The organism is Actinoplanes sandaracinus (assembly GCF_030009775.1).
GTDB lineage: Bacteria > Actinomycetota > Actinomycetes > Mycobacteriales > Micromonosporaceae > Actinoplanes > Actinoplanes sandaracinus.
Window position 1 is genome coordinate 39571 of sequence record NZ_JASCTH010000007.1, and the last position, 26381, is coordinate 65951.

The following is a 26381-nucleotide window of genomic DNA, read 5'->3' on the forward strand; positions in this document are numbered from 1 at the left end:
AAACACCATCTACCGACAGGTTCGTCGGGTTGTCGTTTCCGCACTTACCGCCAGAGGCGGTTCGAAGTGCAGGGATCGCATAAGCGTGACCGGAGAACCACCTTTCGTGCGATGGAGCCTGCGGTGTCCGCCCCGGGTCAGAACTGCATCCCTGGAGGCGGGCGATCCAACGGTGTTCGTGCCCTCCCTTTCCTCTGCTTCGAATTTCCGTACTTCACACTCACCGGTGACGGAGCCCCACGCGACTTCATGGCCCCGCACACGTGCGGTCTGCCTTGACCTGGAATTACGTCAAGGTCTTGTGCTGCACTTACCTGTTACCCATTGCACCGAGCGAGCCACGACACCGTCTTCATCAACACCGTCGGGCCCTGCTTGACGCTCGGCCTGCATCATCGTCTGCGTCTTCAACGATCTCTGCTCTCAACGAGAGGAACACTATCCAACCCTGGCGAGAATGTCTAGTTCGCTCGCCATAGATTTTCTCACCGGCACCACCTGAGCCACGGGCGCGGCGCGGGTGAGCCGAGCCACGGTAGCCGGAACGTGGTCACGGTAGTGGGAACCGGCTGGGATCGGGGTGGGGGTGTACGGGCTTAGGCGCAGTCGGGTACCAACATGTAGAGATCGAAGACGTCGGGACATCCACTTTGCGCATCGCCCCTGATAGATGCAGCTCACAGCCCGGGCCGAACCCAGCACTGATCGCCGGGTTGATCAACCAAAGCCGCATCGGCCACAACTTGCCTCGAGACAGTTACGTCAACAGCAACAGCGTGCCTGCGTCCTGCACCGTGACGAGCGTCCGAGCGGATCGTGGCCAGAAGCGCGCAGCAACCGTGGCGCGGGTGAGCTGGTCTCCGCATACCGTTTAGGGTCTCTGCCATGGCGGATGCGGCCGGCTCCCGGGTGCCGAGTAGGCCGTTGCTCGTCGTCATGCTGGGGCTGGCCACCGCGATCGGTCCGCTGTCCACCGACATGTACCTGCCGGCGCTCCCGGCGATGGCCGACGACTTGGGTGTGGGTCCCGGCGCGATGCAGCAGTCGATCACGTGGTGCCTCTTGGGGCTGGCCGTTGGTCAGCTGATCGGGGGCGCGCTCAGCGACCGGTGGGGACGGCGGCGGCCGATAGTGATTGGCCTCGCCGCGTACGCAGTGTTGACGATTCTGATCGCGCCGGTGTCGTCCATGCCGTTGTTGATCGCTTTGCGTTTCGTGGAGGGCCTCGCCGGAGGCGCCGGCGTGGCGATTGCGCGGGCCGTGGTCCGCGACCTCTACGCCGGGACTGACGCCGCGCGGGTTTTCTCCCGGCTCGCGTTGATCTTCGGGCTGGCCCCGATCTTGGGGCCGGGCCTGGGGAGCTTGGTTTTGCGGGCGACTTCCTGGCGCGGCGTCTTCGTCGTGCTCGGTGGGCTTGCGGTGCTGGTCACCGTCTTGCTGGCGGCGAAGTTGCCGGAAACCTTGCCTTCCTCTCGCCGGATGGGAGGCGGTCTCGCTGCCACCGTCCGGTCGGCCGGACCGATCGTGCGGGACCGGGTCTTCATGGGGTACGCGGTGGCTCAGGCGCTCGCTTTCTCGGCGCTGTTCGGCTATCTCGCGAACGGCACGTTCGTGCTGCAGGACGGGTACGGGCTCTCACCCACCGCGTTCGGCCTGCTCTTCGGCTTGAACGCGGTGGGGATCACGGCGTTCAGCCAGGCCAACGCGCGGCTGCTCGGACGGACCACCCCACGCCGCCTGCTGCTAGTAGCGCTGACTGGGCTCGGTGTGGCCGGCGTGGTCGCCCTGGCGTCCGCGCTGCTTGGGAACCTTCCCGGACTCTGCGCCGGGCTGTTGCTGCTGACCTGCTCGTTCGGGATGACCCAGCCGAACTCGTTCGCCTTGGCCCTGGACCGGCACCCGGACCGGGCCGGTACGGCGTCGTCGGTGCTGGGTCCGCTTGCTCCGTTACTGGCCGCCCTGCTGGCGCCGCTGGCGACGCTGGGGCGGCCGGGCACGGGCGTGCCAATGGCCCTGCTGATCCTAGGTTGCGCCGTGGGGTCGCTGGTCTGCGTGTTCGCGCTGACTGGTGATTCCACTTGGTCAGCGACGGCTGGCCGTCGTCAGCAGTCCCGGTGACTGTCGATCCCATTTTGGCCGTTCAACGTAAGGATGAGTCACCCGGCGCCAATTCAAACGATGCCCCGAACATTAGACGGACATTCGACAAGTAATCGGTGCGCGCTCATGCGTGTTGGACGAGGTGTTTCCGCAACGCGGCGTAGTGGGGCAGGGGATCCGGGCGAGAGAGCTGAAACCAGGTGGCGCCTCGACGGGGAAGCCAGGCTCGACGAATGTTGTGGGACTGTTCAGCCTCGCGGGGCGTGGGTCGCACAGCGGGCGCGGGCGTTCGCCGCGCGGGCCGCCGGTGGATGCACGAGCTTGCTCACAGTCCCGGCCGCATCCATCCCCGCGGCCCGCCGCGAAGGAACGTGCGTACACCGACGCACTTCCTCCAGGAGTCAGCATGCGCATCCAGCACCTACACCGCGCGGCCACCGTCGGCGCCGTCACTCTGGTCGCCCTCGGCACGATCGGCGCCTCGCCCGCGTTCGCCGCCGCGAACTCGGCCGTGACGGTGGTCCACGGAATCCCCGGCCAGGCGGTGGACGTCTACGTCAACGGCGAGAAGACCATCCCGGACTTCCAGCCGGGCAAGGTCGCCGGGCCGCTGAGCCTGCCGGCCGGCCGGTACGACATCGCGCTCACCAAACCCGGTGACGCCATCGGCAGCGCCCTGCTGACCGTCAATGACGCCGACGTGCCCGGTGACGCGAACATCAGCCTGGTCGCCCACCTCGGCGCGGACGGCAAGCCGGCCCTCACCCCGTTCGTCAACGACACCGCCAAACTCGCCGCGGGCAAGGCCCGGCTGATCGTCCGGCACACCGCGGCGGCGCCCGCGGTGGACGTCCGCGCCGGCGGCGAGCCCGTCTTCGAGAGCCTGACCAACCCGAACCAGGCCGAGGCCGACGTCGACGCCGGCGCCGTCTCGGCCGACGTCGTTCTGGCCGGTACGCAGGACCGGGTGCTCGGCCCGGCCGAACTCGACCTCAAGGAGGGCACCGCGACCGTCGTCTACGCGGTCGGATCGGCCGAGGCCAAGACCCTCGACATCGTGGCGCAGACCATCGACGGGCTGCACTCCGCGCCCGGTGGCGTGCCCAGCGGTGACGGTGGCCGGGCCGACCGGGGCGCCACGCCGGTCTGGTACGGCGCCGGCGCGCTCGGCATCCTGCTCGCCCTGTTCGGCCTCACCCGGCTGGCGACCGGGCGCCGATGACCGTCTCCGGACACGGCGGCTCGCCCCGGCTCCGGCCGGGGCGAGTCCTGGTCGCCGGTGTCGTCCTGACCACGGCCGCCACGGTCTTCGCCTGCCGGTCGCAGCCGGCCGACGACTTCGGCTCACCGCCGGTGACCACGCCGGCCGCCTCCACCGCCGCTGCCGCGCCCGCCCCGGCCCGTGTCCCGGTCACCGACGGGCGACCGCCGGCGGCGGCGACCACCGACGCGCCCGCGCGGCTGCGGATTCCCGCGCTCGGCCTGGACACGGCCGTGGACGCCGTCGGCCTCGACCCGAAGACCGGCGACTTCGCCGTGCCGCCGAGCGTCGACCGGGTGGGTTGGTACCGGTTCGGGCCGGATTTCTCCGCGCCGGCCGGATCGATCGTGATCGCCGGCCACGTCGACGCCGCCGGCCAGGGCGAAGGAGCGTTCTTCAAGCTCGGCTCGCTGACCGCGGGCGACACGGTGGTGCTGGCCGGTGCGGGCGCGCGGACCAGGACGTTCGAGGTGGTGGCCCGCGAGCGGCACACCAAGACGGCGATCCCCCTCGACGGGTACTTCGCCCGCGACGGCGCGGCCCGGCTGACCCTGATCACCTGCGGCGGGCCCTTCGACGCCGCGACCCGCCACTACCGCGACAACGTGGTGGTCACCGCGGTCGCCCGGCCCTGATCAGCATGGCTCGCACCGGGAAGCGGCGAGGTGTCGGCAGCGGGCGCCCTGAGCCGGTGTGCCGTGGCTCACGGCGGATTCCGCACAGCTTCGGGCTCCCCCGGCCGACGTCACGACCATGGCAACACGCAGCATATGGGTCTTCCTGGGCGGTGCGACGTCCGCGGTCGCCGGTCTGGTGCTCACGTACGAGACCACGATCGGCGACGTTCTCTACCTCGTCACCTACCTCACCCTGTGCACGTTCATGTGGCTGGCCGTCCGCCGCACCCCGCCCGGCCGGGACCGGCGGCCGTGGGTGCTGGTCGCCGCTTCCCAGAGCCTGTGGGTCATCGGGGACTCGATCGAGATGGCGTACTTCTATCTGACCGGCGATGTGCCACCGGTCGGGGTCGCGGACGTCTTCTGGCTCGCCGGGTACCCGCTGCTGGCGCTGGCCCTGACTATGATGGCCCGCCGTCGCGCGCCCGGCCGTCTGCGTGGCGCTGTGCTCGACGGGCTCACCCTGACCGTGGCCGGCGCGATGGCGAGCTGGCAGTTTCTGATCGCGCCGTACCTGGACTCCGGGTATGGGCTCGCCGAGATGATCGTGCCGCCGCTGTATCCGGTCGCCGACGTCGCACTGCTGGCCGCGGTGCTGTTCATCGCGCTGTCTCCCGGCGACCGGCGGATGCCGACCCGGCTGCTGCTCGCCGCGGTGGGGCTGTACCTGACGATCGACATCGCCTACAATGTGCTGCCGAACTTCCTGGATTACACCCTCGTGGCCCGGATCGGGCCGCTGATCATGCTGGGCAATGCCATGATCATCGCGGCGTGCCTGCACCCGGACCGGGCCGAGCTGACCCGCCCGGGCCAGCAGGTGAACGTGCTGCACCCGTCGCGGGTGCTGTTCCTCGGTCTGGCGTTCCTGTCCGCCCCCGTGCTGAGCCTGGTCGAGAACGGCCTGGCTCGCAACGCGGTCATCGCGCTGGTCGCCACCGCGCTGAGCACCGGCTTCATCCTCGCCCGGTTCACCATCGCGGTCCGCGAGCAGGAGAAGGCCCAGGCGCAACTCGCCTACCAGGCCCGGCACGACCCGCTCACCGGGCTGGCCAACCGCGCCGTGCTCACCGACGAGCTGGAACGGGTCATGCCGCGGCGGTCCGGGCCGGTCGCCGTGCTCTACCTCGACCTCGACGGCTTCAAGCAGGTCAACGACACCCACGGGCACGAGGCCGGCGACCTGGTGCTGGCCACCGTGGCGCGGCGGCTGTCCTCCGCCGTCCGCGGCACCGACCTGGTGGTCCGCCTGGGCGGCGACGAGTTCGTGCTGCTCTGCCCGGATCTGCCGGAGGCGGACGCGATCCGCCTCGCCGAGCGGGTCGTCGGCGACGTGGCCCAGCCGATCAGCTTCCGCGGCGCGCTGCTGGACGTCGGTGCCAGCGTGGGCATCGCCGCCTACGGCGCGGACGCCCCGGCCCACGACAGCGATGTGCTGCGCACCGCCGACATGGCGATGTACCAGGCCAAGAAGCAGGGTCGCGGCCGCTGGGTGATGGCCGGCGCATGAGCTGATCCGAGCCGCCCTGCGCATTCAGGCACCTGCCGTCCGTTGACCAACGACAATGATGTGGTCCGCGATCGGAAGCGGCACCTGCGGTACGGGTGGTGATCGTCATGGTCCCCAAAGGTAAGGAACAGGCGCTGTTGTCGTCGGTGGTGAAGTCGGCCGCGGACGCCATCGTCGGCTGCGACGCCCAGGGCCGGATCACCGCCTGGAACCCGGCGGCCGAGCGGATCTACGGCTACCGGCGCGACGAGGTGCATCTGCGGCCGGTGACGATGATGTACCCGCCGGACGTCGCCGACCGTGACTGGGAGGTGTTCCAGAAGGCGCTGCGCGGCACCCCCACCACGCAGGTACGCACGGTCCGGCTGCGCCGCGACGGCACCCGCGTGCCGGTCCGGATGTCGCTGGCCCCGATCGAGGGCGTGGACGGGTCGGTGCGCGGCGTGGTGAGCATCGCCCACGAGCTGACCGGGGAGGTCCGCTCGGAGACGCGGATGGCGGCGCTGCTGGAGGCCACCCCGGACGCCATCGTCGGCGTGGACCGGGACGGGCGGATCGTGTTCGCCAACCGGTCGTGTGAGCGGCTCCTCGGCTACCGGCCCGGGGAGCTGGCCGGGCACCAGGCCCGGATGCTGTTCACCGAGGGCACCCGGGCCGAGATGATCGCCTTGCGGGAGCGGTTGTTCACCGACCCCGAACTGCGGGCGCGCACCCACACACTGGCCACCCGGATGCTGCGCCGTGACGGCAGCGAACTGCCCGGCGAGACGACCCTGAGCTGGCTGGAAGAGCCCGAAGGGCTGCTGCTGATCACGGCGACCCGGGACCTGTCCGAGCTGCAACGCGCCGAGGCCCAGCTCCGGGCGCTGCTGGAGGCGGTGCCGGACGCGATCACCGCCATCGACGCGAACGGCCGGATCGTGATGGCCAACCAGGGCACCGAGCAGCTCCTGGGCTATCCACGGGAGCGGCTGCTGAACCAGCCGTACGCCACCCTGCTGGCCGAGGACGAGAGTGAGCGGTTCGCGCCGGTCGTCGCCGCGCTGTTCGGGTCGCCGCAGCACCGCACGGTCGTCTACGTCGACGTGGTGCGCGCCGACGGCGTCCGGGTACCGACCGAGAACACCGTCACCCGGTTCAACACCGGTGGCCAGGACATCCTGCTGGTGGTCGGCCGCGACATCACCGAGCGCATCGCCGCGGAACGCGAACGGGTCCGGCTGACCGAACAGGTCGAACGGCAGCGCACCGAGCAGGCGATGCTGCGGGCTCAGCGGCTGGAGGCGCTCGGCCAGCTCGCCGGAGGGGTGGCGCACGACTTCAACAACCTGCTGGCGATCATCTCCAACTATGCCGGGCTGCTCAGCGACGACGTCGGGGACCTGGCCCGCACCGACCCGGGACGGTGGCAGCCGTACGCCGAGGACCTGGCCCGGATCCAGCAGGCGGCGCAGCGCGGCGCCACGCTCACCCAGCAGTTGCTGACCTTCAGCCGGCGCGACCTCAACCGGCCTCAGGTGCTCGCACCCGCCACCGTGCTGGAGAACCTCCGCTCGCTGTTGGAGACCACCGTCGGCGAGCGGCACGAACTGCGGATCGACACCGACGGCGACCTGTGGCCGGTCCTGCTCGACCCGGGCCAGATGGAGCAGATCCTGGTCAATCTGACCGCCAACGCCCGCGACGCGATGCCCGGTGGCGGGATGGTGCGCATCACCGCCGACAACCTGTGGCCCGCCGACGCGGACACGACCTGCCAGCCCGCCCCCGAACCCGGGCTCTGCTACCTGCGGATCCGCGTCGCCGACTCCGGCGCCGGCATGCCGCCGGAGGTCGCCGCCCGGGCGTTCGAGCCGTTCTTCACCACCAAGCCGAAGAGCCAGGGAGCGGGCCTGGGCCTGGCCACCGTTCACGGCGTCGTCGGGCAGGCCGGCGGCTGTCTCGCCCTCAAGTCCGAGCCGGGCACCGGGACCACGGTGACGGTGCTGCTGCCCGCCACCGATCAGCGTCCGCCAGAACCGGCGCCGCCGCCCGGCGCCGGCCACACCGACGGCGCCCCGGACGAGGACGCCGGGCGACAGCGGCTGATCCTGCTGGTCGACGACGAGCAGGGAGTGCGCGAATCCACCGCCCGCGTGCTCACCCGGCACGGCTACCGGGTCCTGACCGCCTACGACGGGCGCAACGCCCTCGACGTGGTGACCGAGCACGGCGACGAGATCGACATCCTGCTCACCGATGTGATCATGCCGCGGATGCACGGCGGTGAACTCGCCGAACGCGTCACCGACCTGCGCCCCGGCATCCGGGTGGTCTTCATGTCCGGGTACGCGGAGCCGCTGCTCGACACCGACCCGGCGGCGCACTCGGCCGTCCGCCTGCTGGAGAAGCCGTTCACCACCGCCGACCTGCTCCAGGCCGTCCGGTCGGCCACCCCGAGCGGCGGGCGCGGGCCGCACGGGTGAACTGGTCGTCCCAGCCTGCGCATCGTTGGGGCGAAGGACACAGGCTGTGGTTGAAATCCGGCTCGGCGTGAACCTGGGGATACTCCACGCCATCGGATGCTGGGGGTCAGTTGGCCGGGCGACGCCGGTACGCCGCCCATTGGCCGGTCCAGTCCGCAAGGTCGTGCATCCACCCAGCGGAGCCCTGCCGCGACTTCAGCGCCCATTTCTCGGCGTTCCGCAACGCGAAAAAGGTCAAAACCGCTGGATCGACCTCATGCCACGCAGAGTGCTGCGCCAGCCATTGTTCGGCTTGCTCCGGGGTGTGGCCGGCACCGATCAGCCATGCGACGAGCGCGGCCAACTCAACCCATGGAGCCGCCTCCGTTGCCATGGCCCAATCGACAATGCGTAGACCCTGGGTCGTGACGATCAGGTTCGCCGCAGTGAGGTCGGTGTGGACGAGCCTGTCACCATCCATCGCAGGGTGAGCGAACCCAAAACGCTCGCTCGGCACGAACAGTCGGGCGTCCGGCGCGGGTGTTCCGCCGAGGTCTTGCAGGGTCGCGGCGAGCAGTCCGAGATCAGTACTCCCTGGGGAGAGGTCGGCGTGCGGGCCTTCGCAGTGCTCAAAGGCCACCACCAGCCAGCCGGCCGCCTCGAAGTGCCACTCGACCGCGGGTGAGTGAGATCCGCTGACGGCCTCACTCACCCGCAGCTCGTAGCGCAGTGACCGGACACCGAGCTCGGTACGGGCCGCCTTGACGAACACCTTCCCGCGTGCCCCGGCGACGGTTGCGGCTATCTCCGCATGGTCACCGGCTGTAGCGGGTAGCACGCGAGATCCGTCGATCCGGTTGGCCACTTCCTTCGTGACGGCCTCGGGCAACGCGGTCCAATCCATGCGCATCGGTCAGATGGCCCTTCAGATTCCCGGGTTGGGCGGGCAGCAGGACTTCGCTTCGCCGTCCCAGAACTCGGGGTCGATGTAGTAGCCGGTCGCCGTCAGAGCTTGACGGGTGTAATCCATCGAGGAGCCGTCCGCCATGCCCTCCGTCATGATCGGCACGTGATGCATGAACTCCCCTACGACCTGTACACAGGCGGCCATGTACGGCTCGGTGTGCTGGAGCGACGCGTGCCAGGCCGCGTCGACCGGCTCGGTCGGAACGACGCGGTAGGACCGGCCGTCCGGCAGCAGCCGGCCGAAGTCGGGGTCGTTCTTCGAGTTGGCGTGGGCCTTCATCATGAGCAACATCTGTCCGACGGCCCGTCGGGCGTAGGTCTTGGTGACCTCCTGCGTGACGGCGAAGTGCAGGGCCAACTTGTCGAAGGTCTCCGGGTCGACGAGGGTCTGCGGGTCTTTGTCGGCCTTCGCCGGCAACGTGGGGCTGAGTGTCACGACTGCTCCTTGGGGGTGTATGGATCACCGACGCCTGATGCGCCGGGGAAGTTCCGAATCAGCGGGCTGATTGGTGATGGCCGTTGGGGCCGTGTCGCGGTGCGTGAGAGATGTAGTCGACGTTCGACTCGGTACGTGCCGCGTCGAGCAGGTCGGCGGCCAGTGCGTTGACATCGGCGCGGGCCAGCCATTCCGTCAGCAGGTCTCGCGCCTCGGCGACCTGTCCGGCGAAGGCAGCGCGGTCGACGACGCTGGCGGGCTGAATGACGCGCCGCAGCGGCGTCGAGGCGAGCGCGGCCTGGGCAAGCTTTCCGGCGATCCAATAGCCGGTGCGCTCGCGGGCCACGAAGGTGACATGGACGCTCTCCTCCGTCTGGCCGCGAGCGTGCGGGTTGTGCATCCAGCCGCGCGGAAGTACCAAGATCTGGCCAGGACTGAGGTCAAACTCGTAATCAGGTCGCATCGATTTCATGCGGTCGAGAACGTCACTGCCGGACGAGGTGTTGGACGCGAACTGCTCGCGGTGAGGTTCTTCGACCCCGGGCTCCCAGATCTGCCAGGTCTTCCGACCGGCTAGCTGGTAGACCAGGCCCATGTTCTGGTCCCAGTGGTGATGCAGACCTTGTCCGCCTGCCGGGGTGACGAAGCCGGTGGCGTAGGTGCCGTATCCGGTTTCGTTCTGGATCGCCGAGCAGATCGCGTGCACTGCCGGACACCAGCGGTGCAGGTTGCGCAGTTGGACGGTGTAGCCCCGGCCGCGCCACTTCGCGATCTTGCCCGCGTCGAGGTAGCCGTCCGTTGTGTACGCCCGCGAGTGGAGCGCATGCCCGTCCTTGATCACGATGAGCTGATCTGCGGGGGCAGTGCCGGTTTCGAGATAGGTGATGATGAGTTCCCCGTTGACGATGCGGGGAACGGGGCTGGCGTCGGGCGGCGTGTGAAGCGCCGGCTTGGTCGGCCAGGCGGTCATCATGTCGCTGACCGTGGCCTCGTCGAACAACATCGAAAGAGACATTTCACCCTCCGGGGTGTGGCAGTGGGTCAAGTCCGGTTGCTGCTCCAACTCCGATCGAGTGGCCCTGGCCCTCGCCGCCGTGGCGTGCTGGGTCGGCGGAGCGCGGGGGCAGGGGGCATTCGGCCGCGCCCCGCCGGAATATGAGGATGCAGACGAAAGAGCGCGATCGGCGGGAAGTGCTTGCGCTCCGCCATCACGCCACCCGCCGATTGGTAGCCACACAGGTGTTCTGGTGCGCGCTCACCACCTGCCGAGCCGACTCCGCCTCGCCGGCGTACTTCCCCAGCCAGGAACCTCCGGAGTGACCAGGCACTCGCACGTAGGCGTTGAACAAACCGTCGCCGGCTGCGTTGATCCATCCGACGTACCCGGTGCCAACGTGAACCGAGTAGCCCCCCATCGTGCTGACCTTCAGAGTGATACCCGGCAAGATCTCACGATCAGCGAGCGGAATGCGGCGCTCCACTGTTCACCTCCTTCTCGTGTTCTTCCGCGGACTCACCACGTCGTGCCGCCCCTTCCGCGATAGGCCTGAGCCGGGGTGAGGGCTCCGGCTGATACTGATAGACCTGAGCGCTACGCCACACGGGTGACGGTGGAGTCTGGCAGAGGTAGCGTGACGGATACGCAGAGCGATGGGCAGGTGTGCCGCGTACGCGGACAAGCTGCGTACAAGAATCTGGAGGCGACTTGAGCACCTTCGGGCAGACACTTAGGCAGCACCGTCAGGGCCGCAGGATTTCGCTGCGCGAACTCGGCAAAATGACGAGCTTCGGCTTCACATTCCTTTCGCAAATCGAACGCGGCGAGCGAAATGCGACTGAAAAACTTGCCCACCTATGCGATGAAAAGCTGAATGCGGAAGGGGTGCTCGTCAGCGCATACTGGAATGAAAGGGCAGGAAAAGAAGACATGCATCGACGCGCTGATCAGAACCCTAGGCGCCCTAGCCGCAAATTCATTACCGCTAGTGCAGTGGGAGGCGTTGCGCCACAGTATGGCCGCAGCATCGGATCCTGACATGGATCGATGGGATCAGGTCGTCGCTGATTACGGTGAATCATACTATCGCCTGCGAAGCGATCAGCTGATGGAGAATGTCCGCGCCGATCTGACTGTCCTACATTCCCTCATCGCCGCCGCCGACGGCCCGGAACGAAAACCATTACTCCGGGCAACGAGTCGCCTTTCTGTCGTTGTGGCTCTCGGTATGGTGGCCGCTGGTCAGATTCTTATCGCAGGCAGATGGTGGCGCGACGCGTACGAGTATGCCGTCAAGTCAGGAGATAAGGACAGCATTCTCCACGCTCGCGCCTGGAGCGTGGTTAATGGCTGCTATGACCGCCGCGATCCAGGCGACGTTGTGGCCCTATCTGACGAAGTCATGCCACTCACTGCAGGACGTTCATCCGCGGAAGCGTGCGGCCTGCTGGCAGGGCGCGCGCAAGCGCTCTCGCTCGCGGGACGACACAGCGAAGCTATCGACACAGTTCGGCAACTTGCCGACGCATCGGAAAAAATGCCAGCGAATGTGGCAAATGGCGTGCATTCACTATGGGGATGGCCGGAGCATCGCCTTCGCCACACCGAAGCATGGGTATATGCCCATTCCGGCACTCTAGTCGATGCAACCAAGGCGCAGGAGCGAGCAATCGAACTGTACCCACCTCAGATGACACGGCTCCGCACGCAAGTCCAACTCCACCACGCTGCGGCGATGATTCGCAGTCGACAAATCTTGGACGGGCTGCGGCTAGCTGCGAGCGCCCTGGAAAGCCTGCCTGCCGAGAACCACAATGAGCTCCTGCGAACCGTAATCCGACAGGTCGTCCACTCGGTTCCCACTGAAGCGCGGAAGCGTCCGGAGTATCGCGAGGTCACCGACCTCCTGAGGGGCCGATCCTATGATCTCCTACTTGAGTCACGACCCGGCTTCGGCAGCAGCTATGGTCTCTGACCTGGCCGAGCTATATGAATTGGTGTACTCCGAAGCACCCTACAAGGAAGGGCCGGAACAGGTGGAGCGGTTCCGGAAATCGTTTCTTGAAGAGGTGAATCGACCCGGTTTCGCCATGATAACGGCACATGACGGGGCCGGATGCCTTACAGGGGTTGCATATGGATGGACGATGCCGGCAGGAAGTTGGTGGTCAAAAGCCGACCATGAGCCGTCAGCATCAATCCACAATGCTGAGAAGTTCGCCATCATGGAGTGGATAGTGCATCCAAGTCAACGCCGCAGAGGTGTAGGGAACGAACTACTCAGCCGGTTGCTCAGAAATCGGCCTGAGCATTACGCAACTCTAGCTTCAGACCCGCGGTCCGAGGCGCGTAAGATCTACGCGAACGCGGGCTGGAAAAAGGTCGCACAGTCCACCCTCACGTGGGGCCCTTCAATGGATCTGCTCGTCTTAAAGATCTAATTTAGACAGTCACCTCGCGCAAGAGTTGAGGCCCCACAACAACGCCACACCCTGGCCGGTCGTCCTCCCCGCAGGGGCGGGCGGCGCTGCCGTACACCGAGGATCTCGACGCCAGCACGAAGCGCGGCCGCCGCGCGGCGCAGGCGGTGAGCAGCCGCTCGGTCGCGATGACGTCGTCCCGGTGGGTGTGCGCCGCGCCCCTCCCCACGAGCCGCGCACCCCGGGCCGTCCCGCCAGGTGCACAACCACGTCCGCGCCGGCCCCTGCTGCCGCCGGGCCCGGCAGACGTGCCCGGCGCCGACACCGGGCTGACACCGCCGGGCTGAAATCATGGCGGGATGCGTGTGCTCGTGGTGGAGGACTTCGAGATCCTGGCCCGGACCATCGGCGTCGGGCTGCGCCGCGAGGGCATGGCCACCGATGTGGTCCTGGACGGCGACGACGCCCTGGAGCGCCTGGCGGTCACCCGCTACGACGTGGTGGTGCTCGACCGGGACCTGCCGGGCACGCACGGTGACGACGTGTGCCGGCGGATCATCGCCGCCCACCGGGAGAGCCGGGTGCTGATGCTCACCGCGTCCGGGACGGTCCAGGACCGCGTCGACGGGCTCGGCCTCGGCGCCGACGACTATCTGCCGAAACCGTTCGACTTCGCCGAACTGGTCGCCCGGATCCGCGCCCTGGCCCGCCGGCCGTCCGCGCTGGTGCCGCCGGTGCTGCGGCACGCGGACCTGACGCTCGACACCGGCCGGCGGCTCGCGGCTCGCGGCGGCCGGCGGCTCGACCTCAGCCCGAAGGAGCTCGCCGTGCTCGAATACCTGCTGTCCGCCGACGGGCGCGCCGTGCCCGCGGAGGAGCTGCTGGAACGGGTCTGGGACGAGGCCGCCGACCCGTTCACCACAGCGGTGAAGACGACGATCCGCCGGCTGCGCGCCAAGCTGGGCGATCCGCCCGTGGTGCACACCGTCCGCGAGGGCGGCTACCGGGTCGGCGAGCCGTGAGCCGCCGCTGGTGGACGCTGCGCACGCAACTCATGCTGCTCTACGCGGTTCCGTTCGCCGTGTCGGGCGCGTTGCTGCTGACCGGGGCGATGCTGGCCGGCCGCGAGTCCGTGCCGGTGGGCACCCCCGGCGCCGTCGTTCCACCGGACGCGGAGACGGGCCGGTTCCCGGTCGTCATCTGGGCGGTCGCGGTGGCCGCCTTCGTGCTGGTGTCGTTCGTCCTCGGCCGGCTGGTCGCCGGCCGCTTCCTGCGGCCGGTGCGGGCCATCACCGCGACCGCGCGGGACATCTCGGCCAGCGACCTGCACCGCCGCCTCGGCGACGTCGGCGGCGCGGGTGAGTTCGCCGAGCTGGCGGCCACCCTCGACGAGCTGTTCCAGCGGCTGGAGGGGTCGTTCGCCTCGCAGCGGCAGTTCATCGCCAACGCCTCCCACGAGCTGCGCACGCCGCTCACTGCCGAGCGCACCGTGCTGCAGGTCGCCCTCGCCGACCCGCACGCGACGGTCGAGTCGCTGCGCGAGTCCTGCCAGCAGGTGCTGCTGCTCGGCGCGGCACAGGAACGGCTGATCGAGGCGCTGTTCGCTCTGGCCGGCGGCCAGCAGGGAGTGGAGCGGAAGGAGCCGTTCGACCTGGCCGGCCTCGCCCGCACGGTGCTGCGGGGCCGCCCGCACCCCGGCCTGACCGTCGAGACGTCCCTGGGCGCGGCTCCCGCCTCGGGGGATCCGCGGCTGGTGGAGAGCCTGATCGCCAACCTGGTCGACAACGCCGTCCGGCACAACCTGCCGGCCGGTGGCCGGGTCGAGGTGACGACCGCCGGTGTCGCGGACGGGGCGCGGCTGGTCGTCCGCAACACCGGCCCGATCGTGCCGCCGGCCGAGATGGACCGGCTGTTCGAGCCGTTCCAGCAGCTGCACCGAGCGCGGACCGGGCACGGCGACGGGCACGGTCTGGGGCTGGCGATCGTCCGGGCGATCGCCACCGCGCACGGCGCCGCGCTGGTGGCGCGGGCCCGCCCGGCCGGGGGCATGGACATCGAGGTCACCTTTCCTTGACGTCGCGTACCCGGCCGGCCCGGGGCGCGGCGGACACCCAACCCAGGTCGGGCGGCCCCGTTCCTTGCCCGCCGCGCCCCGGCCCGCCCCGGCACGCCACGTACCCGAACACCGGGTCAGGCGTCGCGGGCCTTCAGCAGCACCCCGCCGACGACCAGGGACCCGAACGCCCACGCTGCCAGCACCGCCAGCCCGCGCCACGGGCTGACCGGCAGGCTCGCCAGGTCCACAGTCGCCTGGATCGCCAGGCCGGCGGTCATCGGCGCGATCTCCCGCAGGTTCTCCCGCAGCTCCGCGTCCGGAACCATCTGCGCGAGGATCGCGAAGACGTACAGCAGGCTCAGCACCACACCGATCGCCGCCGCGGCGTCCCGGGCGATGACGGCGACCCCGACGGTGAGCAGCGCGATCAGCACCAGATAGAGGACCGACCCGAACGCGGCGCGCTGCACCGCCGCGTCGCTCAGGGCGAGCGTGAGTCCCCGGTCCGCCAGCATCGGCCGCCCGACGAGCACACCGGCCGGCACCGCGACCGCCCCGGCCAGGGCCACCACCCCCGCGACGACGGCCGTCTTGGCGATCAGCATCCTGATCCGCTGCGGTGTCGCGGCCAGGGTGGTGTGGATCATGTTGGTGCGGTACTCGCCGCCGACCATGAGGGCGGCGACGATCGCGACGACCGCCTGGCTCAGCTGGATCCCGGTGAGGCTGATCTCGGCCGGGTCACCGGTGCAGCCGGTGCTCGGGCACCGGAGGGTGGCGGCGGTCGCCGCCCCACCCGCCACGGTCACCGCCACGACCGCGACCAGCAGCCAGACGGCGCCCGGCGCGCTGCGGAACTTCGTCCACTCCGAGCGCAGGACGCCGGTCATGCGTCCCTCCGGCGCAGCAGGACGCCGGCGCCGGCCAGCGCGGCCCCGGCCCACAGGCACAGCACCGCGAAACCCGCCCACCAGGGCAGCGGGAAATACCCGCCGGCGGGCGTGTAGAGGTTCTCGACCTGGGCGTACTGCTTGGCGCTCTGCTGGACCGCGAACGCCGCCGCGGGCGTGACCCGCAGCAGCCACTGCCCGGCGGTGGCCGGCAGCACCGTGAGCGCGAGCAGGTACGGCAGGACGGTCAGGACGATGACCGCGGTGATCGCCCCGGCGCTGCGGCGCAGCATGGCGCCGATGCCGAGGGCGAGCACGGCCGCGACCGCGAGCAGCGCCCCTGTGCCGACGATCATCCGCCACGCGGTCGGAGTCGACACGGGCAGGACGTACACGCCGTTGTCGAGCAGCGACTCCCGGCCGATCGTGACCGCCGCGGCGGCGCTCACCAGCCCCACCACGAAGGTGACACCGCCGACCACGACCGCCTTGGCCAGCAGCATCCGGCCCCGCCGCGGGCTGGCGGCGAGGGTGGTCCGGATCATGCCGCGCCGGTACTCGCCGGTCATGAAGACCGTGCCGACGACGACGACCAGGACCAGCCCGGCGAACGTGCCGGCCAGTGTCTGGGTGACCGAGACGCCGAGGCCCGCCGCACCCGCCACGGCCGGCGCGATGTCACCGGACCCGGTCAGGACGAAACCGTCACCGGCCGGCTCGTGACGGCCCCGCTCCTGTTCGGGTGTGCCCGGGGGCTCGCCGATCGCCTCACCGGACCAGCCCGGGCCCGCGCCGGCGCCGGTACGTGTGATGGCGTCGAAGGTGGCCGCGGCGACCGTCGGGGCGCTGGCGCTGCCGGCCGCCCCGAGAGCCTCGACATGCTGGGGCGACGTGACGAACAGGCCGATCCGGACCGTCGCCGGCAGCCCGTCGAGTTCGGCGGCGCCGACCGTGGTCCAGATGACGCCGTCGGTGGACTCCTCGCCGGTGATCGTGTCACCGTCGCGGGTCAGCCGCAGCCATCGTGGCGCCGTGTCGCTGACGGCGCCGGGCTGTCCGGCCCGGTCGTGGACGTAGTCGTGCTGCATCCGGACGCCATGGCCGCCGGTGGCCATCACCGCCGCGTACGTCGTCCCCTGGCCGGTGCCGTCCTTGACGATGAGTCCCGCCTTGGCCCACGGCACGAGGCCGGGGCGCATGCCGCCGCTCCCGCCCGGTCCGATGGCGGCGCGTTCGTCGTCCTCGGACGCCGATCCCGGTTCCGGCGGCAGCAGGCCGGTCATCGACGTGAGCCGGGCGGTGATGGCGCCGTCGCCGGTGAGTGGCTGGTGGAGGAAGTAGAAGCTGTCGCGCACCTGTTCGCCCTCCGGGCCGACGGGTTGCCCGCAGGTGTCCCGGGTGCAGGTGCCGGACATCGGGCTCAGCGCCAGACCCAGGATCACGCCGCCCGCGACGAGCATCGCGGCGAGCCGGCCGCGGACCGTGCGGAACTTCGTCCATTCCGTTCGCGTCAGCCGTCCGAACCCGGTCATCGTGCCGCCTCCGTGCCGTTCGCCGCGCGGTACTCGACGGCGTCGCGGGTCAGCTTCAGGTAGGCCTCCTCCAGCGAGGACGAGGTACGCAGCAGGTCGGCCACGGCCGTGTCGGCGAGCACCCGGCCGCGGCCCACGATGACGACCTGACTCGCGGCGTCCTGCAGCTCGCTCATCAGGTGGCTGGACACCAGCACCGCGCGGCCCTGCCGGGCGAGTGATCGCAGGAACCCGCGCATCCAGATGATGCCCTCGGGGTCCATGCCGTTGAACGGCTCGTCCAGCATCAGCATCGGCGGGTCGCCGAGCAGCGCCATCGCGATGCCCAGCCGCTGCCGCATGCCGAGGGAGAACCCGCCGGCCGCGCGCCGGGCGACCCCTTGCAGGCCGGCCTCCTCGATGACCGCGTCGACCCGCCGGGCGCCGAGGCCCTGCGAGTGGGCGATCCACAGCAGATGGTTGCGGGCGGTCCGGCTCGGCTGCAGCGCGGCGGCGTCGAGCAGGGACCCGAGGTGGCACAGCGGCCGCCGCAGCGTCCGGTACGGCTGCCCGCCGACGAGCGCGGCGCCGGAGTCGGGCCGGTCCAGGCCCAGGATCACCCGCATGGTGGTGGACTTGCCGGCCCCGTTGGGCCCGATGAAGCCGGTGATCCGGCCGGGTTGGACGGTGAAGGTCATGCCGTCGAGGGCCTGCGTCGATCCGAACCGTTTCCGCAGCCCGTCGACGACGATCGTCGCCTCGCTCATGATGTGGTCTCCTCGCTGTCACCGATCGGCGTCGGTGCCAGTAAAGAGACGGGGCGGTGTCAGCCCGGTGTCATCGTCGCGCTCAGCGCACCACCGCGACGGTGCATCGGGCGTAGGCGGAGACGTGCTGGCTGACCGAGCCGAGGACCAGTCCCGCGAATCCGCCGTGTCCGCGCTTCCCGACCACCAGCAGGTCGGCGCCGGCCGACTCCTCGATCAGCACCTTCGCCGGGCTGCCCTGCCGGACCACCGGCCGCACCACGACCGGCGGCTGTTCGCCGAGTTCCTCTTTGATCACCTGGAGCAGGTCGTCGGCGGTGCGCTGGCTCGGGTCCGGCACGTACCGCTCGGACACGCTGACGCTGCCGGCCGGCGGCAGCAGCGTGTGCTCCCACACGTTCAGCACGACGAGGTCGGCGCCGTGCTGCGCGGCCTCGGCGGCGGCCCAGGTCAGCGCCTTGCGGCTGCCGGGCGACCCGTCGACGCCGACCACGATGGTCCGCCACTCGCTCACCGTCGTCTCCCTTCCACGCCAAGCCGTGCTTCTCAGAGTGGTCGAGATCTTGCCGGGCCGCCATCCCCCCGGTTTCGCAGAAATCGGCGCTCGCCGTTACTTCGTGTTGCGGCTCCGTTACATCGGGCTTAGCTTCGCATCGATGGTCTGGCTCTGATCGCGTCGGCCGAAGGGGGTCTCGTGACCACCACCACGACTGCCGGAACCGCCCCGCTCGACTCCGGGCAGATCGAGCGAAAACCGCTGATGAGCGGCCCCGCCCTGCTGATGATGAACCTCGGCTTCTTCGGGGTGCAGTTCAGCTTCGGGCTCACCCAGTCCGCGGTGAACCCGCTCTTCCTGCTGATCGGCGCCACCCCCGACCAACTGCCGATCCTCAACCTCGCCGGCCCGGTCACCGGTTTGATCATCCAGCCGCTCATCGGCGCGATCAGCGACCGGACGTGGCATCCGCGCTGGGGCCGGCGGCGGCCGTTCATCACCGCCGGGGCGCTGCTGTGCGCGGCCATCCTGTTCCTGTTCCCGTTCGTCGGCATCCTGTGGCTCGCGGTGGTCTGCTTCTGGCTGCTCGACGCCGGCAACAACACCTCGATGGAGCCGTACCGGGCGTTCATCTCCGACCGGCTGCCGAAATCGCAACTGGCCCGCGGCTTCCTGACCCAGAGCATGTTCACCGGCGCCGGGGCGGTGCTGGCGAACCTGTCGCTGTTCATTCTGGAAAAGGTCGAGGCGCTCCAGGAGACGGCAGGAAACGGCGTGCCCTACTGGATGTACGTGTGCTTCATGATCGGGACGGTGTGCATTCTGCTGACCGTTCTCACCGCGATGGCGCGTACCAAGGAAATCGTTCCCTCGGACGAGGACATCGCGGAGATGAAGGCCGCGCCGAAGGGTCTGCACCACGCGGTCGGTGAGATCGCCGACGCCGTCCGGACGATGCCGGTCGCCATGCACAAGATCGGCGTGGTGTTCCTCTTCCAGTGGTACGCGATGTTCATCTACTGGCAGTTCGTGGCGGTCAGCCTCGGCGAGACGGTGTTCGGCGCCACGCCCGAGGAGGGCGGCCCGGCGTGGGCGGAGGCGATCGGCTGGAGCGGCCTGGAGAACGCCGCCTACAACTTCGTCACCATGGTGTCGGCGCTGTTCCTGGTCGGTTTCGCCCGGCGGATCGGCGCGAAACGGGTGCACGCGGTCGCGCTCGGCCTGGCCTCGGTCTCGCTGGTCTGGCTGTCGGGCATCGACGACCAGTACGTCGCCCTGATCCCGATGATCGGCCTGGGCGTCTTCTGGGCCAGCGCGGTCGGGGTGCCCTACCTGATGGTCGCCAGCATGGTGCCGGCCAAGCGCACCGGCGTCTACATGGGCATCCTGAACATGATGATCGTGGTGCCGATGCTGATCCAGACGATCACCTTCGGCTGGATCTTCGAGAACCTCCTCGACGGCCGGGGCAGCAACGCGATCATGCTGGCCGGGGTGCTGCTGGGCATCGGCGCGATCGCGATGCTGTGGGTGGACCCGCCCGACGAGGCCGACGAGTCGCCGATCGTGCCGCTCGGCAGCAAGCGCAGCATCACCGTCTACGACCGGGTCGTGGTCGGCTCCGACGGCACTCCCACCAGCCTGTACGCCGTGGACCGCGCCGCCGAGGTGGCCCAGGCCGCCCAGGCCCGCCTGGTCGTGGTCACCGCCTACCGCGAGGGCGCGCCCGCCGATGCCACCGCCGGCGCGCACCGGGATCTGCACGGCGTCGACGCCGCCCGGGAGGCCATGGAGAAGTCGGTCACCGGGCTCACCAAGGAGCGGGCGCGTTACATCGACCAGCGGCTGGTGGTCGGCGACCCGGCGCAGGCGCTGCTCGACGCGGTCGGCGCGGACCCGGCGAACCTGATCGTCGTCGGCAACCGAGGGCTGGGCGCCAGCCACGGCCAGTTGCTGGGTTCGGTGCCGGCCGGCGTGGTGAAGAACGCGATCTGCGACGTCCTGGTGGTGCAGACCTCGGCCCTGGACGAGCCGCCGGCACTGACCGCCGGCGAGTCGCTGTCAGCACAAGAGGCTCCCCGTCAAGAATGAATTCACCATGGAGAGATGGCATCCGGCCGAAAAGAGCAAGGGTATTGAGAGAACGGTCTCCGTGACTGGCCGTCCGGGATTTTCGGACCCTAGTGTTGCCGCCGAATACGACTCGGCGACCATTACGGGGATCCGCGAATGCACCGGAATGCTGTCCACGAGGAACAGGAGTTCCTCGACCTGGCCACCGCCCGCCGCGCCGAACTGGCCGATCTCCTGCGGGCCGAGCTGTCGCACGACGCCACCGACGCGCTGGAGCAGTCCCGGCTGAGGATGCTGCGCCGCCGGCACGAGGAACTGCTCCGAGCGAGTGAGGGGCTGGTCTTCGGCCGGCTCGACGGCGCCGACGGCTCCGTGCGGCACGTCGGCCGGGTCGGGCTGCGCGACGACGACGAGAGCGCCGAACCGCTGCTGCTGGACTGGCGCGCCCCCGCCGCCCGGCCGTTCTACACGGCGACGGCCGTCGACCGGCAGGGGCTGGCACGGCGGCGGCACATCCGTACCACCGGCTCGGTGGTGATCGGGGTCGACGACGAGCCGCTGGACGGCGCGGCGACCGCCGGCCTCGTCGGCGAGGGCGCTCTGCTCGCCGCCCTCGGCGAGCGGCGCACCGGCCACATGTCGACGGTGATCGCCACCCTGCAACGCGAGCAGGACGACATCATCCGCGCCGCGGCGACCGGTCCCCTGATCGTGCAGGGCGGCCCGGGCACCGGTAAGACGGTGGTGGCCCTGCATCGCGTCGCCTACCTGCTCTTCACCCACCAGCGGATGGCCGACCAGGCCGTTCTGGTCCTGGGTCCGTCGCCGCGCTTCCTGGATTACATCGGGCAGGTGCTGCCGGCGCTCGGTGAGACCGCGGTGGTGTCGGCGACCTGCGACACCCTGCTGCCGGGCGTGCGGGTGGGCCGGGAGGAGAGCCGCCGGCTCGCCGAGATCAAGGGCCGCGCCCTCTGGCAGCCGGCGCTCGAGCGGTACGTGACGTCGCTGCTGCCCGGCGCCGGTAAGCTGAAGCTGCGCTGGGACGGCGAGTTCCACGTCATCGCCGCGGCGACGGTGGCGCAGGCGCTGGCCTCGGCGGTGCGGGGGCGTTCGTACCATCGCGCCCGCACGGTCTTCGCCGAGCAGTTGCATCAGATCCTGGCGGCGGCCGTCGCCGAGCAGCGCGAGACGCTGCTGGAGCAGATGGAAGAGGGGTACGAGGACATCCTCGCCCGTTTCGGCAAGGCCTCGGAACCCGCTGACGGGCACGGCAGCGACGTCGACGGCGTGCTCTCCGAGGAGGAGGTCGAGGAACTCCGCGACCGCATCGCCGACAGTCCCGCCATCGCCCGGTTCGTCGAGGCCTGGTGGCCCACCCGCGATCCCCAGCAGGCGCTGCGTGACCTGCTGGCCGACCCGGCCCGGCTGGCCCGGTTCGCGCCGGAGCTGTCGCCGGAGGAGATCGCGGCCGTGACCGCCGAGCCCCCATCGTGGTCCTCCGGCGACATCCCCCTGCTCGACGCCGTCGCCGACCTGCTCGGCGAGGTCGCGGCCGGAACCGCGTCACCGCCGGGCGGGCCCGTCGCCGAACACGCCCGGCGGCAACGCGGATGGGTCTACGGCCACGTCGTCATCGACGAGGCGCAGGAGCTGTCCGAGATGCAGTGGCAGATGGTGCTGCGCCGCTGCCCCAGCCGGTCGATCACCGCCGTCGGCGACATCGACCAGGCCGAGGCGGCACACCGGCACACCAGCTGGGCACAGGCCGTCGAGGCGGCTCTCGGGGACCGCTGGACCGCCGCCGAACTGACTGTCTGCTATCGGACGCCGCGCGAGGTCATGGACCTCACCGGCCCCGTCCTGGCCAGGGCGGGCAGCCACAACACCCCACCGCGGGCGGTACGGTCGTCCGGCATCGCACCGTGGCGGCTCACCGTCACCGTTGACGAGTTGGCCGGCGCCGCGGCAGAGGCCGTTCACGAACTGCGGCGCCGCTGGGAGGGCGGCACCGTGGGCGTCGTCGCCCCCGCTGCCCGTGTCGAGGAACTCCAGGCGGTGCTGACCGGTGTGCCGGTGCTGACCGCGACGCAGGCCAAGGGCCTGGAGTGGGATGCGACGCTGCTCATCGACCCGGACGGCATCGCCGCCGAACCGCGGGGCTGGAACGGGCTTTACGTCGCGCTCACCCGATGCACCCAGGAACTCGGCCGGCTCGTGCCGACCGGTTGATCAGTGGTCAGTTGGGGTTGCGGGGCGGCCTGCGGGTCGTGACCGTGCGACGTCGCTGGACCTGTGGTGGCGCGGTTTCCGGGTTGTCGAAGGCGCCGGGGCTGGAGAACACCACCGGCGGCACGGCCGCGCGCACGGCGGCATCGGACGTCGGGGATGAACGCTCGGGATCCGGGTTTTCCATGCACACACGCTAGCATCGAACGGTTGTTCTACGGGTCTCGCCCGACCGGACCAGGCTCCGGACCGCGCCTGATCCGCGTGCGGCGGCCGGTGGCCCGACAGCCGGTCAGCGGCGGGCGAGCCGCCGTGACCCCGGCGCCCCGGCGCCGTAAGGCAGGCCGTAATGGGCGAACACGGCGGGCTCGTCGACGGCCGCGAGTTCGCCGTCGAGGTCGATGCTGGGCGCCTCGCCGACCAGCTTCTTGTCGTACCGGACCCGGACCGCCTTGGGGGTGACGGTCGCCCCGGCGAGCGGCACGAAGACCAGCCGGTGCCGGCCGATGAAACCGACCCGCACGGTGGCGAACACCGGTTCGTCGTTGACCGTGTCGACGTACACCGCCTCCAGGTCGCCGATCTTGCCGCCGTCGGGGTCGATGACGTTCTCGCCACGCCAGTCACGCAGGTTCTCAGCCGGGAACATGTCATCGCCTTGCCCGGCAGGGATCGTTCGAAACGCGGTGGTTGACCGGTCAGCACACCGGGCATGCCCCACACATCAACGTAGGGAGCCCCTCATGCGCGCACTTCTGGTAACCCTCGGCGTCGTCGCCGTCGTGCTCATCGTCCTCGGCCTGGTGGTCAAGGCGGTCAAGTGGCTGATCATTATCGGCCTCATCGCTCTGGCCGCCTCGCTCGTGCTGGGTGTCGTCAAGGGACGCCGGTCGCTGCGGTAGGCGACGCCGCCGCCCCCGGCGGGAGGTTCCACCGCGAGGTCGGGGTTGCCGCACCGGCCGCCGGGGTAGCCGGAGGCCGTGTCAGCAGACCAGGAAGACCTCGACCGGCTCGACCGGGAGGACGAGGAGGAACGCGATCTCGTCCGCCCGCCCGACGTCAACCAGGAGTCGAACCGCTCCGCCACCCGGCTGGAACTCTTCTTCGACCTGGCGTTCGTGCTGTTCGTCGCCGGGTGCGCGGACGTGCTGTCGAAGAACGAGACGGTCACCGGCGGGCTGAAGTTCGCCGCGGTGCTCGCCGTCGGGTGGTGGGCGTGGGCCAGCACCACGCTGTACGCGAACCGGTTCGACACCGACGACGCGATCTTCCGGCTGCTCACCCTCACCGGCATGGGCGGCGTGATCGTGATGGCGGCGTCGGCCGACCAGGTCACCGGCCCGGCCGGGAAGTGGTTCGCGCTGGGCTACGTCACGCTGCGGATCGTCCTGATCCTGGGCTACCTGCGGGTCTGGCGGAACCTGCCGGACACCCGGGCGGGGGTCCGGCCGTACCTGATCGGCCACACCGCGGGCGCGGTGTTGTGGCTGGCCTCGCTGACGGTGGAGGGGCCCGGCCGCTACGCCCTGTGGGCCGCCGGCGTCCTGGTGGACCTGCTCGGCCCCACCCTGGCCGCCCGGGTGCCGGACGCCCCGCCGCTGCACATGGAGCACCTGCCGGAGCGGTTCGGCCTGTTCGTGATCCTGCTGCTCGGCGAGGCGGTCGCCGGCACCGTGCACGGGCTGCACGACGGCGCGTGGTCGGCCGGTGTCGTGACCACGGCGCTCCCCGCGTTCCTGCTCGCCGCCGCCCTCTGGTGGTCCTACTTCGACCTCTCCGGCGGAGCGGCGAAACGCCGTCTGGTCCAGGAGGGCGGGGAACACACCCGCCAGGGCGTGCACGACTTCTACGTGTACGCCCACCTGCCGGTCGCGATCAGTCTCGCCGCCGTGGCGGTCGGCCTGGAGCATGCCATCGCGCACGGCTCGGACGGTCACCTCAGCCCCGGCACCCGGGGGGTGCTCGGCGCGGGCCTGGCGGGCTATCTGCTCAGCGCGGCCGTGATCCAGAGCGTGCTGACCCACCGGTACCGGGCCGCACTGATCTGGCCGGGGCTCGGCGTCCCCGCGATCATCGTGATCATGGTGCTGGACCTGGCGGCGCCGGTGCTGGTCGGGCTCTGCGCGGCGGTCGTGATCGCCGGCGTCGTGACCGGCATCCGCCAGCACCGGCACGGCGAGATCCGGGTCGCGAAGGTGTGACGCATGATGATCCGTCGGGCGGGGTAGGTGTCGCCGTGTGACCCACATCGACGATCTCGGGCGGCGCACCGCGTCGGCCATGCGCGACACCGCGGACCAGTTGGAGACGGTCGAGGCCCGGCTGCACCAGAGCGCGGAGGAGTCGCCCGACCCCGAGACCGGGGCCCGGCTGCACGAGCTGGGCGATGAGGTCACCGCCCAGGCGAAGGACGTGGAGCGGCGCGCCGGGCTCCTGGCCGAGCCGGAGGCGCCGCAGCGGCCGGATCCCGCCTGAGCCCGGGTTTCGGCCGGTGCCGTGCGGGCATCCCCGACCGCATGACCGTCGATGATCAGGAGCAGGGCGCCAGCGTGGTCGTGTACGAGAACGGCCCTCTACTGCTGCGCGGCAGCTTCACGTTGCGGACGCCGGACGGCGAGACGATCGACCCGGGCCGCACCACGGTGGCGTTGTGCCGCTGCGGACGATCGGCGATCAAACCCTTCTGCGACGGTACGCACAAGGCCGTCAAGTTCCGGGCGGGAGTGGACCGGGAGACGCCCGCGCCCCGCTCGGCCGACGCCGGGCAGGAGGCCGTCCCCCACCCGAAGTCGACGTGATCCCGCGCACGGGAGCACGATGGCGTCCGTGACGCATCCCGGGGAACCGCACACCGACGACCTGTCCGGACTGCTGAACCGGCTCCGGGCCGGCGTGCTGGGCGCCAACGACGGCATCGTCTCGACGGCGGGCCTGGTCGTCGGGGTGGCCGGCACCACCCTGGCCACCGGCCCGATCGCCACCGCCGGAGTCGCCGGCATGGTGGCCGGCGCGGTGTCCATGGCGCTGGGCGAGTACGTCTCGGTGAGCAGCCAGCGTGACACCGAACGGGCGCTGCTGGCCACCGAGCGCACCGAGCTGGCCGACTTCCCCGATCAGGAACTCGACGAGCTGACCGCGTTGTACGTGGCCAAGGGTCTGACCCCGGCGACCGCCCGCCGGGTGGCCGAGGAGCTGACGGCGAAGGACGCGTTCGCCGCCCACGCGGACGCCGAGCTGCACATCGACCCGGAGGCGCTGGCCAGCCCGTGGCAGGCCGCCGGCGCCTCGGCGGCCGCGTTCACCCTCGGATCGCTGCTGCCGCTGACCGCGATCCTGCTGCCGCCCCCGCATCTGCGGGTGGCCGTCACGTTCGCGGTGGTCGTTCTCGCCCTGGCCGTGACCGGCGCGGTCAGCGCGCGGCTCGGGCGCTCGCCGGCCGGGCGTGCGGTCGCCCGCCTGGTGGGCGGCGGCGCGGTGGCGATGGCCGTCACCTTCGGCCTCGGGCGGCTGGTCGGCGCCGCCGTGGGCTGAGCGACGCCCATCACATTCCC

The 26381-nt window shown here is 70.3% G+C and carries 27 protein-coding genes; 17 read left to right on the forward strand and 10 right to left on the reverse strand.

The genetic code is table 11. The annotated features are described in order from the left end of the window. Positions 1-885: 885 nt before the first annotated feature. The 5 genes from QLQ12_RS12080 (at position 886) to QLQ12_RS12100 (ending at position 8013) form a co-directional block, all read left to right on the forward strand. Entirely contained in the window at positions 886-2118 is a 1233-nt protein-coding gene (locus tag QLQ12_RS12080; protein ID WP_282759464.1) for a multidrug effflux MFS transporter, read from the forward strand. Between the two features lie 388 nt (positions 2119-2506). Beyond that, positions 2507-3322: a DUF4397 domain-containing protein gene (locus tag QLQ12_RS12085; protein ID WP_282759465.1), complete on the forward strand. Its 816-nt coding sequence runs from the start codon at positions 2507-2509 to the stop codon at positions 3320-3322. Continuing rightward, positions 3319-3996: a class F sortase gene (locus tag QLQ12_RS12090; protein WP_282759467.1), complete on the forward strand. Its 678-nt coding sequence runs from the start codon at positions 3319-3321 to the stop codon at positions 3994-3996. The genes QLQ12_RS12085 and QLQ12_RS12090 overlap by 4 nt, the downstream gene beginning before the upstream one ends. Before the next feature lie 118 nt (positions 3997-4114). After that, positions 4115-5548 (forward strand): GGDEF domain-containing protein, encoded by a 1434-nt coding sequence (locus QLQ12_RS12095; protein WP_282759468.1) that lies wholly within the window; start codon positions 4115-4117, stop codon positions 5546-5548. Positions 5549-5655: 107 nt separating this feature from the next. Next, entirely contained in the window at positions 5656-8013 is a 2358-nt protein-coding gene (locus QLQ12_RS12100) for a PAS domain-containing hybrid sensor histidine kinase/response regulator (RefSeq protein WP_282759469.1), read from the forward strand. 106 nt (positions 8014-8119) lie between these two features. On the opposite strand, the gene QLQ12_RS12105 is transcribed toward QLQ12_RS12100, so the two are convergent. From QLQ12_RS12105 to QLQ12_RS12120, 4 genes are all read right to left on the reverse strand, one after another. Further along, the gene (locus QLQ12_RS12105; RefSeq protein ID WP_282759471.1) at positions 8120-8902 is read right to left on the reverse strand and encodes a phosphotransferase; all 783 of its coding nucleotides are present in this window, start codon (positions 8900-8902) and stop codon (positions 8120-8122) included. Positions 8903-8917: 15 nt separating this feature from the next. After that, a complete protein-coding gene (locus QLQ12_RS12110; RefSeq protein WP_282759472.1) occupies positions 8918-9394 on the reverse strand; it encodes a glycine-rich domain-containing protein in 477 nt (158 codons plus the stop codon). 58 nt (positions 9395-9452) lie between these two features. Beyond that, positions 9453-10397 (reverse strand): JmjC domain-containing protein, encoded by a 945-nt coding sequence (locus QLQ12_RS12115; protein WP_282759473.1) that lies wholly within the window; start codon positions 10395-10397, stop codon positions 9453-9455. A gap of 205 nt (positions 10398-10602) precedes the next feature. Then, complete coding sequence (locus tag QLQ12_RS12120; protein WP_282759474.1) at positions 10603-10875, reverse strand: hypothetical protein; 273 nt, start codon at positions 10873-10875, stop codon at positions 10603-10605. Positions 10876-11099: 224 nt separating this feature from the next. Between QLQ12_RS12120 and QLQ12_RS12125 the strand changes: the two genes are divergently transcribed. The 5 genes from QLQ12_RS12125 (at position 11100) to QLQ12_RS12145 (ending at position 14885) form a co-directional block, all read left to right on the forward strand. After that, positions 11100-11429, forward strand: a complete 330-nt coding sequence (locus QLQ12_RS12125) for a helix-turn-helix domain-containing protein (RefSeq protein WP_282759476.1) — start codon at positions 11100-11102, stop codon at positions 11427-11429. Position 11430: 1 nt separating this feature from the next. Next, positions 11431-12366, forward strand: coding sequence for an XRE family transcriptional regulator (locus QLQ12_RS12130; RefSeq protein WP_282759478.1), 936 nt, complete (start codon positions 11431-11433; stop codon positions 12364-12366). Continuing rightward, positions 12356-12832, forward strand: a complete 477-nt coding sequence (locus QLQ12_RS12135; RefSeq protein ID WP_282759480.1) for a GNAT family N-acetyltransferase — start codon at positions 12356-12358, stop codon at positions 12830-12832. The genes QLQ12_RS12130 and QLQ12_RS12135 overlap by 11 nt, the downstream gene beginning before the upstream one ends. Before the next feature lie 338 nt (positions 12833-13170). After that, on the forward strand, positions 13171-13833 hold the full coding sequence (locus QLQ12_RS12140) for a response regulator transcription factor (RefSeq protein ID WP_282759482.1): 663 nt from the start codon (positions 13171-13173) through the stop codon (positions 13831-13833). Next, positions 13830-14885 (forward strand): sensor histidine kinase, encoded by a 1056-nt coding sequence (locus QLQ12_RS12145; protein ID WP_282759484.1) that lies wholly within the window; start codon positions 13830-13832, stop codon positions 14883-14885. Before QLQ12_RS12140 ends, QLQ12_RS12145 begins: the two co-directional genes overlap by 4 nt. A gap of 116 nt (positions 14886-15001) precedes the next feature. On the opposite strand, the gene QLQ12_RS12150 is transcribed toward QLQ12_RS12145, so the two are convergent. The 4 genes from QLQ12_RS12150 to QLQ12_RS12165 form a co-directional block, all read right to left on the reverse strand. Continuing rightward, on the reverse strand, positions 15002-15757 hold the full coding sequence (locus QLQ12_RS12150) for an ABC transporter permease subunit (RefSeq protein ID WP_282759486.1): 756 nt from the start codon (positions 15755-15757) through the stop codon (positions 15002-15004). Then, a complete protein-coding gene (locus tag QLQ12_RS12155; protein ID WP_282759487.1) occupies positions 15754-17289 on the reverse strand; it encodes an ABC transporter permease subunit in 1536 nt (511 codons plus the stop codon). Before QLQ12_RS12155 ends, QLQ12_RS12150 begins: the two co-directional genes overlap by 4 nt. Continuing rightward, on the reverse strand, positions 17286-18035 hold the full coding sequence (locus tag QLQ12_RS12160) for an ABC transporter ATP-binding protein (protein ID WP_282759488.1): 750 nt from the start codon (positions 18033-18035) through the stop codon (positions 17286-17288). The genes QLQ12_RS12155 and QLQ12_RS12160 overlap by 4 nt, the downstream gene beginning before the upstream one ends. An 82-nt stretch (positions 18036-18117) precedes the next feature. Further along, entirely contained in the window at positions 18118-18549 is a 432-nt protein-coding gene (locus QLQ12_RS12165; RefSeq protein ID WP_282759490.1) for a universal stress protein, read from the reverse strand. Positions 18550-18729: 180 nt separating this feature from the next. Between QLQ12_RS12165 and QLQ12_RS12170 the strand changes: the two genes are divergently transcribed. Continuing rightward, positions 18730-20622 carry an MFS transporter gene (locus QLQ12_RS12170; protein WP_282759491.1) on the forward strand — a complete coding sequence of 631 codons (1893 nt, stop codon included), beginning with the start codon at positions 18730-18732 and terminating at the stop codon, positions 20620-20622. A gap of 138 nt (positions 20623-20760) precedes the next feature. Further along, the gene (locus tag QLQ12_RS12175) at positions 20761-22833 is read left to right on the forward strand and encodes a HelD family protein (protein WP_282759492.1); all 2073 of its coding nucleotides are present in this window, start codon (positions 20761-20763) and stop codon (positions 22831-22833) included. A gap of 7 nt (positions 22834-22840) precedes the next feature. Here QLQ12_RS12175 and QLQ12_RS12180 read toward each other — a convergent pair whose 3' ends face one another. Together QLQ12_RS12180 and QLQ12_RS12185 are read right to left on the reverse strand one after the other, a co-directional pair. Further along, positions 22841-23017, reverse strand: coding sequence for a hypothetical protein (locus QLQ12_RS12180; protein WP_282759494.1), 177 nt, complete (start codon positions 23015-23017; stop codon positions 22841-22843). Positions 23018-23122: 105 nt separating this feature from the next. Beyond that, positions 23123-23479 carry a PRC-barrel domain-containing protein gene (locus QLQ12_RS12185; RefSeq protein ID WP_282759496.1) on the reverse strand — a complete coding sequence of 119 codons (357 nt, stop codon included), beginning with the start codon at positions 23477-23479 and terminating at the stop codon, positions 23123-23125. Positions 23480-23573: 94 nt separating this feature from the next. On the opposite strand from QLQ12_RS12185, the gene QLQ12_RS12190 reads away from it, so the two are divergent. From QLQ12_RS12190 to QLQ12_RS12210, 5 genes are all read left to right on the forward strand, one after another. Beyond that, a complete protein-coding gene (locus QLQ12_RS12190; RefSeq protein ID WP_282759498.1) occupies positions 23574-23732 on the forward strand; it encodes a hypothetical protein in 159 nt (52 codons plus the stop codon). A gap of 78 nt (positions 23733-23810) precedes the next feature. Next, positions 23811-25031, forward strand: a complete 1221-nt coding sequence (locus tag QLQ12_RS12195; protein WP_282759499.1) for a low temperature requirement protein A — start codon at positions 23811-23813, stop codon at positions 25029-25031. A gap of 37 nt (positions 25032-25068) precedes the next feature. Next, complete coding sequence (locus QLQ12_RS12200) at positions 25069-25305, forward strand: hypothetical protein (protein WP_282759500.1); 237 nt, start codon at positions 25069-25071, stop codon at positions 25303-25305. Between the two features lie 41 nt (positions 25306-25346). Beyond that, positions 25347-25628, forward strand: a complete 282-nt coding sequence (locus QLQ12_RS12205) for a CDGSH iron-sulfur domain-containing protein (RefSeq protein WP_282759501.1) — start codon at positions 25347-25349, stop codon at positions 25626-25628. A 19-nt stretch (positions 25629-25647) separates the two neighbouring features. Next, entirely contained in the window at positions 25648-26361 is a 714-nt protein-coding gene (locus QLQ12_RS12210) for a VIT1/CCC1 transporter family protein (protein ID WP_282759502.1), read from the forward strand. The last annotated feature ends 20 nt before the right edge of the window (positions 26362-26381 follow it).

What these genes read in the sequence shown, in the direction of transcription:
- QLQ12_RS12160 (WP_282759488.1), bottom strand. Translation starts at nt 18,035, where the DNA reads ATGAGCGAGGCGACGATCGTCGTCGACGGGCTGCGGAAACGGTTCGGA.
- QLQ12_RS12150 (WP_282759486.1), bottom strand. Translation starts at nt 15,757, where the DNA reads ATGACCGGCGTCCTGCGCTCGGAGTGGACGAAGTTCCGCAGCGCGCCG.
- QLQ12_RS12130 (WP_282759478.1), top strand. Translation starts at nt 11,431, where the DNA reads ATGGATCGATGGGATCAGGTCGTCGCTGATTACGGTGAATCATACTAT.
- QLQ12_RS12080 (WP_282759464.1), top strand. Translation starts at nt 886, where the DNA reads ATGGCGGATGCGGCCGGCTCCCGGGTGCCGAGTAGGCCGTTGCTCGTC.
- QLQ12_RS12180 (WP_282759494.1), bottom strand. Translation starts at nt 23,017, where the DNA reads ATGGAAAACCCGGATCCCGAGCGTTCATCCCCGACGTCCGATGCCGCC.
- QLQ12_RS12095 (WP_282759468.1), top strand. Translation starts at nt 4,115, where the DNA reads ATGGCAACACGCAGCATATGGGTCTTCCTGGGCGGTGCGACGTCCGCG.
- QLQ12_RS12090 (WP_282759467.1), top strand. Translation starts at nt 3,319, where the DNA reads ATGACCGTCTCCGGACACGGCGGCTCGCCCCGGCTCCGGCCGGGGCGA.
- QLQ12_RS12185 (WP_282759496.1), bottom strand. Translation starts at nt 23,479, where the DNA reads ATGTTCCCGGCTGAGAACCTGCGTGACTGGCGTGGCGAGAACGTCATC.
- QLQ12_RS12175 (WP_282759492.1), top strand. Translation starts at nt 20,761, where the DNA reads ATGCACCGGAATGCTGTCCACGAGGAACAGGAGTTCCTCGACCTGGCC.
- QLQ12_RS12105 (WP_282759471.1), bottom strand. Translation starts at nt 8,902, where the DNA reads ATGCGCATGGATTGGACCGCGTTGCCCGAGGCCGTCACGAAGGAAGTG.
- QLQ12_RS12205 (WP_282759501.1), top strand. Translation starts at nt 25,347, where the DNA reads ATGACCGTCGATGATCAGGAGCAGGGCGCCAGCGTGGTCGTGTACGAG.
- QLQ12_RS12085 (WP_282759465.1), top strand. Translation starts at nt 2,507, where the DNA reads ATGCGCATCCAGCACCTACACCGCGCGGCCACCGTCGGCGCCGTCACT.
- QLQ12_RS12100 (WP_282759469.1), top strand. Translation starts at nt 5,656, where the DNA reads ATGGTCCCCAAAGGTAAGGAACAGGCGCTGTTGTCGTCGGTGGTGAAG.
- QLQ12_RS12155 (WP_282759487.1), bottom strand. Translation starts at nt 17,289, where the DNA reads ATGACCGGGTTCGGACGGCTGACGCGAACGGAATGGACGAAGTTCCGC.
- QLQ12_RS12135 (WP_282759480.1), top strand. Translation starts at nt 12,356, where the DNA reads ATGGTCTCTGACCTGGCCGAGCTATATGAATTGGTGTACTCCGAAGCA.
- QLQ12_RS12210 (WP_282759502.1), top strand. Translation starts at nt 25,648, where the DNA reads ATGGCGTCCGTGACGCATCCCGGGGAACCGCACACCGACGACCTGTCC.
- QLQ12_RS12140 (WP_282759482.1), top strand. Translation starts at nt 13,171, where the DNA reads ATGCGTGTGCTCGTGGTGGAGGACTTCGAGATCCTGGCCCGGACCATC.
- QLQ12_RS12115 (WP_282759473.1), bottom strand. Translation starts at nt 10,397, where the DNA reads ATGTTGTTCGACGAGGCCACGGTCAGCGACATGATGACCGCCTGGCCG.
- QLQ12_RS12190 (WP_282759498.1), top strand. Translation starts at nt 23,574, where the DNA reads ATGCGCGCACTTCTGGTAACCCTCGGCGTCGTCGCCGTCGTGCTCATC.